Below are 14,308 nucleotides of genomic sequence, written 5' to 3' on the forward strand. Positions count from 1 at the left end.
GCCCTCAGCCGGCCGCCTGCACGGTCCCGTCCCCCTCGCCGGCGTCATCCGCGCCGTCGGGCGTCAGCGGTACCTGCGGCCCGGAGCACTCCCGCAGCCAGCGCCGCAGCACCTCGTGCACCTGCTCGGCCCCCACCAGTTCGCCGTCCGACTCCGCCGATGCGTGGGAGGCCGCCGGATCCGACATGGAACGGGGCCAGAGCAGGAACGGCCGCGACTGCCGGCCGCCGAGTCCGCCGTGCGAGCCGATCTGTTCCTCGAAGGCGTGCACACAGCCCGTGTCCGGGTCGTACATCGAGTTGACCATCACATCGGCGACGTGCGGGAAGGTGTCGGTGCGCCGCACCGCGGCCGCCGCGCCCGGGCCGAACGGGGCCAGCGGGCCTTCCCCGTCCTTCAGTTCCGACACCGGTGTCTCGGCGCCGCCGCGCCCCAGCACGACCGATCCGTGCTGCTCGCTGCGGACCAGCAGGAAGCCGATGCCCGGGTGGTTGGCGAGGGTGCGGAGCAGCGCGGGGTGGCGGCGGTCGAGGTGTTCGCGGGCCGCGCGTCCGTCGATGTCGGGGAAGGAGATCAGGCCGAGGTTGCCGGAGGCCAGCACGATCGGGTCCGACGGGGGCCCGGCGTGCTCCGTCGCGCTCTCGTCGACGGGACGGTGCAGGGCGATGCGGACCGCGTCACGCGCCTCCGAGGCACTCCTCGTATGCTGCGCCCGGCGCGGCACGGGCAGCCCGCAGCCCGCCCGCACCAGGTCCTTGAGCGTCAGCCCGTACGCCCCCGCAAAGGTCTCCCCCGGGCTCTGTCCGTGGTCGGAGAGCAGCACGATCCGGTAGGTGCGCGGGGTGTGTTCGGCGACCTTGACGATCAGGGCGAGCGAACGGTCCAGCCGTGCCAGGACCTTCTCCGCGTCCCGGCTGTGCGGCCCGGAGTGGTGCGCGACTTCGTCGTACGCGACCAGGTCGGCGTAGACGGCGGTGCGCCCGGCGAACATGTCGCCGATGACCGCGGCGACCACCACATCGCGTTCGACGACGGTGGCGAAGGCGCGGATGAAGGGGTAGAGCCCGCCGCGCTTGATCCGGGGCGTGTCCTGCCGGAGCCTTGCCCTGGTCGACTGGACGATCTCCCGGACGACCTCGGCGACGAACGACAGCGCGGTACGCACGGCGTTGGCCGGGTCGGAGAAGTAGGCGAAGTAACCGGCCCGTGAGCGGCGTCCCTTGCCGCGCCTTGCGGCCATCGACAGCACGAGCGCGAGCTGGTCGGCGCCGCCGCTGAAGAGATTGCCGCGGCTGGCTCCGTCGAGGGTCAGCAGCCCGCCGTCATGGGTGCGCACGATGGCGCGCCGCTGCAGTTCGAGGGCGCTCGCCGGTCTGCTGGAGACCATGACGTCGCCGGTCTCCTTCTCGTACCAGCGGAAGGCGGGGATGTCGTAGTTGCTGCCGTGCAGAATGCCCAGCTGGCTGGCGCCGGTCTGGCTGGACCAGTCGGTGCGCCACGGGGTGAGCCGGTGGCTCGACCCGTCGCCGAGCCAGTGCGCGACGGTGGGCATCAGCCCGTCGGCGGCGGCCTGCGCGAGGACGTCGTGGCCGACGCCGTCGAGCTGGATGAAGACCGTTCCGGGCGGTCCGCTGCGGCCGCTGTCCGCTCCCCGGCCCGTGCCGGTGCGACGGCGGCGACGGTCGGCGAGGCGCGAGAGTCTGCGGCGGTAGGCGTTGTCGTCGCGGACGGCGAGCGCGGTGGATGTCGCAGAGGCCACGGCGGACATCACGGCGGCGACGACGACCGCGGTCTCGGGGTTGGCGGCGCCGCGCCCGTCCGGGGTGAGCCGCAGGGCGACCAGCAGCAGCGAGCCGTTGAGGAAGAAGACCAGCATCCCCAGAACGAGTGCGGGCACGATGAGCAGCGCCCGTACCAGAGCCGGCCAGACCAGCGCGGAGAGCAGACCGAACGCGCCCGCGCCCCAGGCCGCCGTGAACGCGATCCTGGTGATGCTGTCACCGTTGTCCGACTGGAGCTGGAAGTCCGGCAGAATCGCGGCGAGTGCCAGCATCGTGAGGGTCGAGACGGCCCACACCACGATCACTCGCATGAGGGCGCTGCCGGCCGTGCGCCATCGCCCGTCACTCACGCCGTCCCACCTCACACGTCCGGGCCGCCTTGCTGCTGAGGGCCCGGTCCCAGCCTTTCACAGGGGGCTCGTACGGCGCGGCGCTCCGGGCGGCGGTCAGCAGCCGTCGTAACCGGCGGTCGGCATGGAGAGCCTGCGGTGCACGCTCGCCTTCGTGCGACTGCTGTACGACGGCTCGTCGAGACCGGCGAACTCCAGCCGTACGCCGCGCCGCTCGCACTCCGCGGCGAACTGCGGCACCGACGTCAGTGCCCGGGCGAGGACCCGGTCGTTGGGGGCCACGAACAGTTCGATGTCACCGCCCTCGACATCCGCCCACAGTGCGTGGTGGTCGGGGCGCAGGCCGTAGAAGCGCAGCTCTCGCGTGACGACATAGCCCTTGTCCGCGGCCCACCGGGCGCACATGGCCTGCTGGCTGCGGGTGTCCACGAGGAACGGGTCGCTGTCGAGCTCCTCGAGCGGTGTGAGACTGGCGATCGCCGCCACCCGTACGTCCCGTACGTCCCGTACGTCCCCCATGGGCGTTCCCCCCGTGCTAGGCGTACCGGCGACCCTACCTCTCCGGCACTCGTACAAAAAGGCGCATGTCAGGACGGGAGGCGTACGGGCGGGAGCGCGCCGCCGCCCCCGCGCCGGGGCGGAACCCGGAGCGGGGGCGGCGGGAGAAGCAGCAGGTGTCAGAGAGACGTCATGACGTGCTTGATGCGCGTGTAGTCCTCGAAGCCGTACGCGGAGAGGTCCTTGCCGTAGCCCGACTGCTTGTAGCCGCCGTGCGGCATCTCGGCGACGAGCGCCATGTGCGTGTTGATCCACACGCAGCCGAAGTCGAGGTTCTTGGACATCCGCATCGCCCGTGCGTGGTCCTTGGTCCATACGGAGGAGGCGAGGGCGTAGTCGACGCCGTTGGCGTACGCGACCGCCTGGGCCTCGTCGGTGAACGACTGGACGGTCATGACGGGGCCGAAGACCTCGTTCTGGATGATCTCGTCGTCCTGGCGCAGGCCGGAGACGACGGTCGGGGCGTAGAAGTAGCCCTTGTCGCCGACCCGGTGACCGCCCGCCTCGACCCTGGCGTGCTCCGGGAGCCGGTCGATGAAGCCGCTGACCTGGGCGAGCTGACCTGCGTTGTTGAGCGGGCCGTACAGCACGTCCTCGTCGTCCGGCTGCCCCGTCTTCGTGTCGGCGGCGGCCTTGGCGAGCGCGGTGACGAACTCGTCGTGGACCGACTCGTGGACGAGGACGCGGGTCGCGGCCGTGCAGTCCTGACCGGCGTTGAAGAAGCCGCCGACGATCAGGTCCTCGACCGCCTTCTCCAGGTCCGCGTCCTCGAAGACGACGGCAGGGGCCTTGCCGCCGAGCTCCAGGTGGACCCGCTTGACGTCCTTGGCCGCGCTCTGCGCGACCTGGATACCGGCCCGGACGGAACCGGTGATGGAGGCCATCGCCGGGGTCGGGTGCTCGACCATCAGCCGGCCGGTCTCACGGTCGCCGCAGATGACGTTGAAGATGCCGCGGGGCAGCTCCAGCGCCTCCAGCACACTGCCGATGATCTCGGCGATCAGCACGGTGGAGGCCGGGGTGGTGTCCGAGGGCTTGAGGACCACGGCGTTGCCTGCGGCGAGCGCGGGTGCGAACTTCCAGACCGCCATCAGGAGCGGGTAGTTCCACGGAGCGACCTGTGCGCAGACACCGACCGGCTCGCGGCGGATGATCGAGGTCATCCCCTCCATGTACTCACCGGCCGAGCGGCCTTCGAGCATCCGCGCCGCACCCGCGAAGAAGCGGACCTGGTCGATGGCCGGGGCCAGTTCCTCGCTGCGGGTGAGGTGGAGCGGCTTGCCGGTGTCCCGGCTCTCCGCCGCCACCAGCTCGTCGGCCCGCTCCTCCATCGCGTCGGCGATCTTCAGCAGGGCCAGCTGTCGTACGGAGGGGGTGGTGTCGCGCCAGACGGGGAACGCGGCGGCGGCGGCCGCCATCGCCGCGTCGACGTCCGCGGCACCGGAGAGCGGGGAGGTGGCGTAGACATCGCCGGTGCTGGGGTCCACGACATCGAGCGTGCGGCCGTCCGAGGCGTCGGCGAAGGCGCCGTCGATGTAATTGCGGAACGTGGTGCTCATGGAACCGGTCTCTCTCGTGGTCGGTCGGCGTTCGCGGGTACGCCCCCGGTCGGGCGGCCGCACCCGTGAACGCCTCGTCAGGCGGTGGTGCGGGCGGACAGGTGCTCGTGGACGGCGGGCCAGCTGCCGTCCTCGGCGCGGGCGAAAACGATCGTCTCCCGCTCCTGGACGGTCTCCTCGCCGGCCCGGGTGGCGATCCTGGTCTCGACGTCGTGGCTGAATACGGCGGTGGAGCCGAGGTGCTGGATCAGCTGTCCGGTGGAGGTGCAGCCCAGGATCCGGAAGTCGTCCTCGGCCACCCACTGCTGCCACAGCGCGCGGTACTCGGCCGTGGAGGCGAGCCGCTGCGGCGTGGAGTGGAAGACGAAGGTGGCGTCCGGGGCGAAGGAACCGAAGTAGTCGTCGAGGCGCCCCTCGGCGAAGGCCGCGACGAGCGCATCGGCGGCGGCCTGGATCTCCTGGACGGGGGTGCTCTCGGACGTGCTCATGGGTGGCTCCTGGTTACGGGCGGGGTGGGCGCTCAGTGAGCGGCGGCGGGTTCGGCGGCGAGGGGCTCCTCCGAACCGCCGGTGATCGGCGGGACCTCGGTGTCCGAGGCCCGGACGAGCCGGGGTCCGTCCGGGCCGTACACCCCGCGCGGCTCCGGGAACAGGGTGAGCAGGGCGAGGTAGAGCACGGCTGCCAGGGCGAGGCCGACCGGCAGGGAGATGTCCGCGCCGTTCGCCAGGTTGCCGAGCGGGCCGACGAACTGGCCGGGCAGGTTGGTGAAGAGGAGTGCCACGACGGCGGAGATGACCCAGGTGGACATTCCGCGCCAGTTCCACCCGTGGTTGAACCAGTAGCGTCCGCCGATCTGGCGGCGGTTGAAGACCTGCAGGGCGTCCGCGTCGTACCAGCCGCGCCGGGTGAGGTAGCCGAGAGCCATGACGATCATCCACGGGGCCGTGCACGTGATGATCAGGGTGGCGAAGGTGGAGATGGACTGCGCGAGGTTGAGCGCGAACCGGCCGACGAAGATGAAGGCGATCGACAGGGCCCCGATGAAGAACGTCGACTGGACCCGGCTGAAGCGCGTGAACACGCTGGAGACGTCGAGCCCGGTGCCGTACAGCGCGGTCGTGCCGGTGGAGAGGCCGCCGATCAGGGCGATCAGGCAGAGCGGCAGGAAGTACCACCCGGGCGAGATGGCGAGCAGTCCGCCGACGTAGTTGGGGGCGGCCGGGTCGACGTACTTCGCGGCCTTGGCGGCGATGATCGACGCGGTGGCCAGGCCGAAGAGGAACGGCAGCAGGGTGGCGATCTGGGCGAGGAACGCGGCGCCCATGACCCGGCGGCGCGGCGTAGCGGTCGGGATGTAGCGGGACCAGTCACCGAGGAAGGCGCCGAACGAGACCGGGTTGGACAGGACGATCAGCGCGGAGCCGATGAAGGCCGGCCAGAAGAGCGGGTCGGCGGTCGAGGCGAAGGCTCCCGCGTACCCCGGGTCGAAGTCCCCCGCGAAGGCGAAGGCGCCGAGGACGAAGAGCGCCGAGGCCGCGACGACCGCGATCTTGTTGACCAGCAGCATGAACCGGAAGCCGTAGACACAGACGACGAGCACCAGTCCGGCGAAGATCGCGTAGGCGACGCCGTAGCTCACATCGGACTCGGGGAGACCGGCGAGCCGGTGGGCTCCGCCGACGAGTGCGTCACCGGAGGACCACACGGAGATCGAGAAGAACGCGACCGCGGTGAGCAGCGAGAGGAACGAGCCGACGATCCTGCCGTGCACGCCCAGGTGGGCGGAGGAGGAGACGGCGTTGTTGGTGCCGTTGGTCGGGCCGAAGAGTGCCATCGGGGCGAGCAGCAGGGCGCCGACGAGCAGCCCCAGCACGGTTGCCGCCAGGCCCTGCCAGAAGGAGAGCCCGAAGAGGATCGGGAACGCACCGAGCACACAGGTCGCGAAGGTGTTGGCGCCGCCGAAGGCCAGCCGGAAGAGGTCGAGGGGGCGGGCGGTGCGGTCCGCTTCGGGTATCCGCTCGACCCCGTTGGTCTCGACTTCGGTGATCGAGGAAGTCACGGACGCTCCACCTACTGTTCATGCACGGGGACTGGTCCCTCAGTCTGTGGTCCCCGAACCGTGGGCGGCAATTGTGAAAGTCACAAAGGGATACCCTGTTGTCTGTGGCCAGCGACAAACTCACCGTTGAGGATCTTCTCTCCTACCCCGCTCTCCAGCTCACCGTGAAGGCGGGCAGCAGCGGTCTGGGCCGCTCGGTCTCCTGGGCGCACGCGAGCGAGCTGGACGATCCGACGCCCTGGCTCCTCGGCGCCGAGGTGATCATGACGACGGGCCTGGCGATCCCGCGCAACGCCGCCGGGCAGCGCGCGTATCTGGAGCGGCTCGACGACGCCGGGGTGTCCGCCCTGGCCCTCTCGGCGCAGCTGCACATGCCTCCTCTGCACGACGCCTTCTTCCGGGCCGCCGAGGAGCGGGGCTTCCCGGTCCTCGAGGTGCCGCTCGCCGTCCCGTTCATCGCGGTGTCCCAGGAGGTCGCCGCATCGGTCCAGGAGGATGCCCGGCACCGGCTCGGCGCCCAGCTGCAGGTTTTCGGTTCGCTGCGCTGGCTGGTCGCCGAGGACCTCGACACGCCGACACTGCTGCGCCGCCTCGAACGCCTCTCGGGTTACGACGTCTACCTCTGTACGCCGCAGGGGCGCCCTCTTCTGCCCGGCGTGCCCGTGCCCGATCCGGGCGTCCTGCCCGCCTCCGTCGATGCTCCGCCGACCGTGCCCGGCGGGTTCGTGCTGCCCGTTCCGGCGCCCGGCGGCCCGGCCGGGTTCCTCGTCGCCTACGAACGGGAGGGCGCCCAGCCGGCCGGGCTCGCCGTCGTCCAGCACATCGCCACGGTGGCGGCCCTGCGGGTGGCGATGGTGCGCAACGAACGCGAGACGCTGCGCCGGGAGGGCGCGGAGACCCTCGCCGAGCTGCTGCAGGAGGTCCTCGACCCGGAAGCGGCCCGGCGCAGGCTCGCCCGGCATGCGATCGAGGGCGACACCGTGCTGATCGTGGTCCGCCGGACCACGGACGAGGCGCTGCTGCGGTGTCTTCAGGAGCATCCGCATCTCCTGCTCACCCGGGGCGAGGACCGCTATGTGCTGGGTGCGCCGCAGCTGGCCGACCGGATCGGTGAACTGCCGGACGTGGCGGCGGGGATGAGCCGCCCGTTCCTGCCGGGTGCCGCGCTGCGGGTGGCGCAGCGCGAGGCGCTCTGGGCGGTCTCGAAGGCCGTCGAGTCGGGCCGCCCGGTGATCCGTTACGGGGACGACTCGATGGGCCGCTGGCTGCCCGACGACCCGGCGGTGCTGACCGCGCTGGTCGAGCATGTCCTCGGCGCGGTCCTGCGGTACGACGAGGCGCACGACTCGCAGCTGCTGGTCTCCGCCCGCACCTGGATGGAGCGCGACCGCCGCACGGATGCGGCGGCGGCCGCCCTCCACATCCACCCGAACACCCTCACGTACCGGCTGCGGCGGTTCGGTGCGCTGACCGACCGCGATCTGGCGTCGACGGGAGCGCTGGCGGAGGTGTGGCTGGCGATCCAGGCGGCGGGGGCGCTGGGGCTCACGGACTGAGATCTCCCTGTCGCCGGGCACAGCCGCGGCCGGACGCACCCGGCCGCCTGCCCGGCTCCGGCATTACGCTCATGGCCAGGACCGGACAGCGGGAACCACGGGCGAGGAGGCAACGGTGCCGGTGGAAGTCACCTGGTGGGGTCATGCCACCTGCACCATCGAGGACTCCGGAGTCCGTGTCCTGACCGACCCCCTCTTCGTGCGCCGCCTCGCCCACCTGCGCCGCCGCCGCGGTGCGCTCCCGGGCCCCGAGGCCACCGTCGCCGATGTCGTCCTCATCTCCCATCTCCACTCCGACCATCTGCATCTGCCGTCACTGGCCCGCCTCGCGCCCGGCAGCCGGCTGATCGTGCCGCTCGGCGCCGTCCGTTCCGTACCGGGGCTGCGGATGCTGCGCCGGGTGCGCGGGCTGCGGATCACCGAGGTGGCGGCCGGTGACGAGGTGCGGGTCGGCGACGTGCGGGTACGGGCCGTCCCCGCGCAGCACGACGGGCGGCGGCTGCCGGTGGGCCCGCACCGTTCGCCCGCGCTGGGCTACGTCGTCGAGGGTGAGGCGCGCACGTACTTCGCCGGGGACACCGGGCTGTTCGACGAGATGGCGGAGGCGGTCGGCCCGGTGGACGTGGCGCTGCTGCCGGTCGGCGGCTGGGGCCCGTATCTGGGCCACAGCCATCTGGACGCGGGCCGCGCCGCCCAGGCCCTGGCCCGGCTGGCACCGAGATCGGCCGTGCCCGTGCACTACGGCACGTACTGGCCGATCGGGATGGACGGGGTCCGGCCACACGAGTTCCACTCACCGGGCGACGAGTTCGTCCGTCAGGCGGCTCTGCTGGCACCGGACGTCACGGTGCACCGGCTTGCCCACGGGGAGCATGTGCGGCCGGAGGCCGCCAGGTGATCCAGGAGGTCGTGGGGCAGCTGCCCCCTGAATCGACACAGCAGGCCGTCGGCTATCCGTCCCTGTTTCTCTTGGTGGCGCTGGGTGCTCTGGTGCCGGTGGTGCCGACCGGGGCGCTGGTGAGTTCGGCGGCCGTGGTGGCGTTCCACCAGACGGACCCGTTCGCGCTGCTGGTGGTGTTCGGGGTGGCGTCCTCGGCGGCGTTCCTCGGGGACATCTGTCTGTACTGGCTGGGGCAGCGCGGGGTGCGGTCCAGGAACGGTTCGAAGTGGCTGCAGGCGATCAGCGACCGGGCGGCGCCGGAGCGCCTGGCCCAGGCGCAGCAGAAGCTGGACGAGCACGGTTCGGTGGTGCTCGTGCTGTCGCGGCTGGTGCCGGCCGGGCGGATTCCGGTGATGCTGGCGTGCCTGCTGGGCCGGATGCCGATGCGCCGGTTCGCCCGGGGGGATGTGCCGGCCTGTCTGGCGTGGGCGGCGACGTATCAGCTGATCGGCATTCTGGGCGGTTCGCTGTTCCCCGAGCCGTGGCAAGGCGTGGTCGCGGCGGTCGGCCTGACCCTGCTGATCAGCGGGGCGCCCGCGGTGTGGCGCAGGGCGCGGGCCCGGTTCAGCCGCTGATGCCCCGGGGCGGCTGCGGTGAGCGCCGGGTGCGGGCGCCGTGCAGCACCCGCGAGCCACCGATCGGCAGGTCCCAGAGGTGTTCGCGCGGATGGCCGGCCCGCTGCCAGGCGGCACGGAGCCTGGTGAGCGGTTCGAGTACGGGCTCCGCGGAGAGCAGGAACGTCGCCCAGTGCATCGGCGCCATCGCGCGGGCGCCGAGATCCTCGTACGCCTGCACGGCCTCCTCCGGATCGGTGTGTACGTCGCCGAGCCACCAGCGCGGTTCGTACGCCCCGATCGGCAGCAGGGCCAGATCGATCCCGGGGTGGCGGCGGCCGATCTCCGTGAACCAGTGCCCGTAGCCGCTGTCCCCGGCAAAGTAGACGCGCTGTCCGCCGCCACCGCCGATGCCGTTGATGATCCATCCGCCCCACAGGGAGCGGCAGGTGTCGGTGAGGGTCCGCTTCGACCAGTGGTGGGAGGGCACGAAATCGAAGCGGACACCGTTCAGCACCGCCGACTCCCACCAGTCGAGCTCGGTGACGCAGGAGAAGCGGCGGCGACGGAACCACCGGCCGAGTCCCGCGGGGACGAAGAACGGGGTGTCCTGCGGCAGTCTGCGCAGGGTGGGGGCGTCGAGATGGTCGTAGTGGTTGTGACTGATGACCACCGCGTCGACGGTCGGCAGATCCTCCCAGCGGACGCCGACGGGCGTGATCCTGGCGGGTGTGCCGAGGATGCGGCGGGACCAGACGGGGTCGGTGAGAATGGTCAGCCCGCCGGACCGGACGATCCAGCTGGCATGTCCGACCCACGTCACGGTGGTCGTACCCGCATCGGTGTCGGGCAGCGGTTCGGGGGCGTACGGGAGCCGGTGGACGCCCCGCAGTCCCTCCGCGTCGGGCCGCACGGTGCGCTCATAGGCCAACCTGGTCATGTTCCTGACACTCGGCAGCGGGGCGGTGAGCCGGTCGGCGAACGTGTCGGGCCAGACCCTCACCTCGCCGAGGGGGCGTGGCGACACGATCCGGCCGAGAGGAGCCGGGCGCGCGGGCCCGTCGAGGGCACGCTCGGTCTGTTCCGTCATCGAGGGACTCCCGTCTCGGAGTGCGTCGTCGAGTGGGTCATCGCGGGTACGGCGCCGCTGGTGCCGCGTCGCGGGTGCGGCATCGCTCACGCCATCCGGGACGCCGTCGGGTATGCCGTCGTCAGCGGAGTTCGCCGAGAGCTGCTGTGAAAATGCTCAGCGCTCGGGCGACGTGCGGCAATTCAAGGGGCTCCACCGCAGTGAGGGACTCCAGCTGCTGCTCCGGCGTCGAGCCCAGCAGCGGTCCGGTGCCCAGCCGCACCCGCAGCGCACCCAGCTCGTCGCCGAAGCGGTGGCCTCCCGGGGTGGGAGCGCCGAGGCGCTCGGTGAGGTACTCCTCCAGTTCCAGGGAGTCCGTGACACCTTGGGTGGCCAGTCGGGACCGGAGAGGGCCGAGATCGGCGTAGAGATGACGGCCGGCCTGCGGGGGTCTGGCCAGCGCCCCCGAGGAGAGCACCGCCCGGTGGGCCGCGGCCGCGACCTGCGCCTGCAGCCCGGCGGCCAGGCGGACCCGCGCCGTGACGGGCTCCGGTTCACGCAGCGCGTGGGCGGCCGCGGCAGCCACCGGTCCCGCGACGAGGGCGCCGAGCGCGGTGAGGATGTCGAGGGTGCGGGCATGCCGCGCCGCCGCCCGTTCGGTGTCCGGGAATCTGGCGACCGCGACGGGCCAGGCGGACGGAGTCAGCGCACCGGACAGATCACAGACGACGGTGACGTCCTCGGGGCACATCTCGGCGGGGCTGAGCAGGACGGTGTCGTGCGGCCGGTGCAGGGTGTCGCGCCAGGTCTCGTCACTGACGATGTGCATCCCCTCGGCGACCGCGGCCTCGCACGCCTCGCGCACGAGTTCCGGCGGCGCGACCGTGGCGGTCGGGTCGTCGACGACGGAGATCAGCAGGAGCCGGGGTCTGCCGCCCTCGGCGCGCACCCTGCGTACGGTCTCGAGAAGCGCGTACGGATCGGGCACGCCGCCGCACTCGGCCGGGGTCGGCACATGGTAGGCGGGCCGGCCCAGCAGCCGGGCCTGCGGGATCCAGGTGGGGGGACACGGGCGCGGCATGAGGACATCGCCACCGTGTGCGGCGATCAGGGCGAGCAGCAGGGGTGAGGCGCCGGGGGCGGCGGCGATGTGCTGCGGTCCGCCGCGCAGTCCGCGCCGGATCCAGTAGGCGGCGGCCGCCTCGCGGAGGGCCTCGCCGCCGCCGGTCGGTTCCGGCTCGCTGCGCCCCGCCGCGGCGGCGAGCACGTCGGCCAGTTCGGGCAGCACGGGCAGCCCCGGATCGGGTGCGGGCGGCCCGTACCGAACGGGCCCGCGGTCCTCCCGAAGGGTCCGGGCGGCGGCCCGCCCGGCGCCACTCCCGGCCGGTCCCGCATCCCCGTCCTGCCCGGCCCGCTCCCGCGCCATCCCGGGCCTCCTTCGCTGTCGCTCCGTCACCCTGTCTCGTCCTCAGGGCCCTTTATACGGAGGTTTGAGCGACACCGCTTGCCCGGCCGGGCGACACACCGGCCACCCCCGGACGGGCCGGTCGGCCGGGAGCACCCTCCGACCGGGAATGGCACCGGGACCCGACGGCCCCATTGACACTCGACCCGCCGCGTCATTACGGTCACGCCAGAATTTCGAACGAGTGACGAAATATCGAACACGTCGAGGGGCAACTCCCGTGCGCATCACCGGAATCAGCACACACGTCGTCGGCACCCCCTGGCGCAACCTCACCTACGTCCAGGTCCATACGGACGAGGGCCTCACCGGTGTCGGCGAGACCCGGATGCTCGGCCGCACCGACGCACTGATCGGCTACCTGCGCGAGGCGGAGACCAACCACATCTCCGGCTCCGACCCGTTCGCCGTGGAGGACCTCGTACGCCGGATGAAGTACGGCGACTACGGGCGGGCCGGAGAGATCGTGATGTCCGGCATCGCGGTCGTCGAGATGGCCTGCTGGGACATCAAGGGCAAGGCGCTCGGCGTCCCCGTCTGGCAGCTGCTCGGCGGACAGGTCACCGAGCGGGTCAAGGCGTACGCGAACGGCTGGTACACCACCGAGCGCACCCCGGAGGCGTACCACAAGGCGGCGCGAGCCGTCGTCGAGCGCGGCTACCGCGCCCTGAAGATCGACCCGTTCGGGACCGGCCACTTCGAGCTGGGTCAGCAGGAGACCCGGTACGCGGTGTCGCTGATCGAGGCCGTACGGGACGCCATCGGCCCCGACGCCGAGCTGATGCTGGAGATGCACGGCCGGTTCAGCCCGTCGACCGCCGTACGGATCGCCCACGAGATGGCACCGTTCCGTCCGGCCTGGCTGGAGGAACCGGTGCCGCCGGAGAACCTCAAGGCGCTGAGCAAGGTCGCCGGCAAGGTCGATATGCCGATCGCGACCGGTGAACGCATCCATGACCGGATCGAGTTCCGTGAGCTCTTCGAGTCGCAGGCGGCCGACATCATCCAGCCGGACGTCGGCCACATCGGCGGCATCCTGGAGACCCGCAAGCTCGCCGCGACTGCCGAGACCCACTACACGCTGATCGCACCACACAATGTGGGCGGCTCGGTGCTGACCGCCGCCAGTCTCCAACTCGCAGGCTGCACACCCAACTTCAAGATCCTCGAGCACTTCAACGACTTCGCGGACGCCGACATCAAGAAGGTCGTCAAGGGCGCCCCGCAGGTGGACCCCGCAACCGGCTGTTTCGAGCTCTCCCACGCTCCGGGCCTCGGCGTGGAGCTCGACGTGGACGCGGCCGCCGAATTCCCGCAGCAGCAGGCCCGATTCGACCTGTGGGCGGACGGCTGGGAGAGGAGGCAGCCCAAGTGAGCAGCGCCCACTCACGGTCGGTCACGATCGAGCGGCCCGGCGAGCACCGGCTGACCAGCGGCCCCGTTCCCGAGCCCGGTCCCGGTGAGGTCCGGGTGCGGGTCGCCGCGGCCGGGATCTGCATGAGCGACCGCGAGGTGTACGACGGCCATCGCGACCCCGCCTACGTCCGCTACCCGGTGGTGCCCGGCCACGAATGGTCCGGGGTGGTCGACGCCCTGGGTGCAGGCGTCGATCCGGCGCTGCTCGGCCGCCGGACGGTCGCCGAGGGCTTCCGGTCCTGCGGCAGTTGCGAACGGTGCCGAAGCGGGGAGACGTCGCTGTGCACGGCGGGGTACGACGAGACGGGGTTCACCCGGCCCGGGGCGTTCGCCGACCATGTCGTGGTCCCCGCACGGCTGTTGCACCCGCTGGCCGACGACGCGGATCTGCGGGCCGCCGCCCTGCTGGAACCGGCCGCGGTGGTCGCTGCGGCCGTACGGGCCGGGGCGCCCGAGCCGGGTGAGCGCATCGCCGTCGTGGGTGCGGGGACGCTCGGGCTGCTCGCCGTGCAGCTGCTCTCCGCCATGTCGCCCGGGGAGCTGACGGTGATCGACCCACGGGACGAACGGGCAGGCCGGTCCCTGGCGTTCGGGGCGAGCGAAGCCCGCACCCCGAAGGAGGCCGCCGAGGTGCGCGGCCGCTACGACCTGGTCGTGGAGACCGCGGGGGCGCCGTCCACCGCGGCCGACGCCTGCCTGCTGGCGCGGCGCGGCGGCCGGGTGGTGCTCACGGGCATGTTCGCGCCGGGTGCCGCCGGTATCGATCCGGTGCATCTGTCGCTGAGCCAGCTCACCGTGCGCAGTGTGTTCGGGGCGCCGTCGGCGGCCTGGTCCTATGCGGTGCGGGCGTTCACGGCCGGGCTGCTCGATCCGGCGGCGCTGATCACGCACGAGTTCCCGTTGGAGCGGTTCGCGGATGCCGTGGCGCTGGTCGGTGGCGGCGGTCCCGGGACGGGCAAGGTGCTGCTGCGCCCGTAGAGCCCCGTCGGCCCCACCGCTCT

Annotated in this window: 12 protein-coding genes; 5 read left to right on the forward strand and 7 right to left on the reverse strand. The window is 72.0% G+C overall.

All coding sequences use genetic code 11. The features are described from left to right. Positions 1-4: 4 nt before the first annotated feature. The 5 genes from OHA88_RS11655 to OHA88_RS11675 all read right to left on the reverse strand — a co-directional run bounded on the left by OHA88_RS11655 (position 5) and on the right by OHA88_RS11675 (position 6,307). Positions 5-2,131, reverse strand: a complete 2,127-nt coding sequence (locus OHA88_RS11655; RefSeq protein ID WP_328625438.1) for a phage holin family protein — start codon at positions 2,129-2,131, stop codon at positions 5-7. Positions 2,132-2,227: 96 nt separating this feature from the next. Then, entirely contained in the window at positions 2,228-2,650 is a 423-nt protein-coding gene (locus OHA88_RS11660) for a hypothetical protein (protein WP_328625439.1), read from the reverse strand. Between the two features lie 158 nt (positions 2,651-2,808). Next, positions 2,809-4,248: a gamma-aminobutyraldehyde dehydrogenase gene (locus tag OHA88_RS11665; RefSeq protein ID WP_328625440.1), complete on the reverse strand. Its 1,440-nt coding sequence runs from the start codon at positions 4,246-4,248 to the stop codon at positions 2,809-2,811. 77 nt (positions 4,249-4,325) lie between these two features. Next, a complete protein-coding gene (locus tag OHA88_RS11670) occupies positions 4,326-4,736 on the reverse strand; it encodes a YybH family protein (protein ID WP_328625441.1) in 411 nt (136 codons plus the stop codon). Positions 4,737-4,768: 32 nt separating this feature from the next. Next, complete coding sequence (locus tag OHA88_RS11675; RefSeq protein ID WP_328625442.1) at positions 4,769-6,307, reverse strand: purine-cytosine permease family protein; 1,539 nt, start codon at positions 6,305-6,307, stop codon at positions 4,769-4,771. 104 nt (positions 6,308-6,411) lie between these two features. On the opposite strand from OHA88_RS11675, the gene OHA88_RS11680 reads away from it, so the two are divergent. From OHA88_RS11680 to OHA88_RS11690, 3 genes are all read left to right on the forward strand, one after another. Next, complete coding sequence (locus tag OHA88_RS11680; protein ID WP_328625443.1) at positions 6,412-7,863, forward strand: PucR family transcriptional regulator; 1,452 nt, start codon at positions 6,412-6,414, stop codon at positions 7,861-7,863. 115 nt (positions 7,864-7,978) lie between these two features. Further along, on the forward strand, positions 7,979-8,761 hold the full coding sequence (locus OHA88_RS11685; RefSeq protein ID WP_328625444.1) for an MBL fold metallo-hydrolase: 783 nt from the start codon (positions 7,979-7,981) through the stop codon (positions 8,759-8,761). Continuing rightward, positions 8,758-9,378: a DedA family protein gene (locus OHA88_RS11690; RefSeq protein ID WP_328625445.1), complete on the forward strand. Its 621-nt coding sequence runs from the start codon at positions 8,758-8,760 to the stop codon at positions 9,376-9,378. Before OHA88_RS11685 ends, OHA88_RS11690 begins: the two co-directional genes overlap by 4 nt. On the opposite strand, the gene OHA88_RS11695 is transcribed toward OHA88_RS11690, so the two are convergent. Beyond that, complete coding sequence (locus tag OHA88_RS11695) at positions 9,368-10,447, reverse strand: MBL fold metallo-hydrolase (RefSeq protein ID WP_328625446.1); 1,080 nt, start codon at positions 10,445-10,447, stop codon at positions 9,368-9,370. The two genes, OHA88_RS11690 and OHA88_RS11695, sit on opposite strands and share 11 nt — an antisense overlap. Positions 10,448-10,568: 121 nt before the next feature. Further along, positions 10,569-11,852 (reverse strand): aminotransferase class I/II-fold pyridoxal phosphate-dependent enzyme, encoded by a 1,284-nt coding sequence (locus OHA88_RS11700; RefSeq protein WP_328625447.1) that lies wholly within the window; start codon positions 11,850-11,852, stop codon positions 10,569-10,571. A gap of 259 nt (positions 11,853-12,111) precedes the next feature. Between OHA88_RS11700 and OHA88_RS11705 the strand changes: the two genes are divergently transcribed. Together OHA88_RS11705 and OHA88_RS11710 are read left to right on the forward strand one after the other, a co-directional pair. Continuing rightward, complete coding sequence (locus OHA88_RS11705; protein WP_328625448.1) at positions 12,112-13,266, forward strand: mandelate racemase/muconate lactonizing enzyme family protein; 1,155 nt, start codon at positions 12,112-12,114, stop codon at positions 13,264-13,266. Next, positions 13,263-14,285 (forward strand): zinc-dependent alcohol dehydrogenase, encoded by a 1,023-nt coding sequence (locus OHA88_RS11710; RefSeq protein WP_328625449.1) that lies wholly within the window; start codon positions 13,263-13,265, stop codon positions 14,283-14,285. The genes OHA88_RS11705 and OHA88_RS11710 overlap by 4 nt, the downstream gene beginning before the upstream one ends. The last annotated feature ends 23 nt before the right edge of the window (positions 14,286-14,308 follow it).

This window comes from Streptomyces sp. NBC_00353, assembly GCF_036108815.1.
Classification (GTDB): domain Bacteria; phylum Actinomycetota; class Actinomycetes; order Streptomycetales; family Streptomycetaceae; genus Streptomyces.

What these genes read in the sequence shown, in the direction of transcription:
- OHA88_RS11700 (WP_328625447.1), bottom strand. Translation starts at nt 11,852, where the DNA reads ATGGCGCGGGAGCGGGCCGGGCAGGACGGGGATGCGGGACCGGCCGGG.
- OHA88_RS11695 (WP_328625446.1), bottom strand. Translation starts at nt 10,447, where the DNA reads ATGACGGAACAGACCGAGCGTGCCCTCGACGGGCCCGCGCGCCCGGCT.
- OHA88_RS11660 (WP_328625439.1), bottom strand. Translation starts at nt 2,650, where the DNA reads ATGGGGGACGTACGGGACGTACGGGACGTACGGGTGGCGGCGATCGCC.
- OHA88_RS11665 (WP_328625440.1), bottom strand. Translation starts at nt 4,248, where the DNA reads ATGAGCACCACGTTCCGCAATTACATCGACGGCGCCTTCGCCGACGCC.
- OHA88_RS11670 (WP_328625441.1), bottom strand. Translation starts at nt 4,736, where the DNA reads ATGAGCACGTCCGAGAGCACCCCCGTCCAGGAGATCCAGGCCGCCGCC.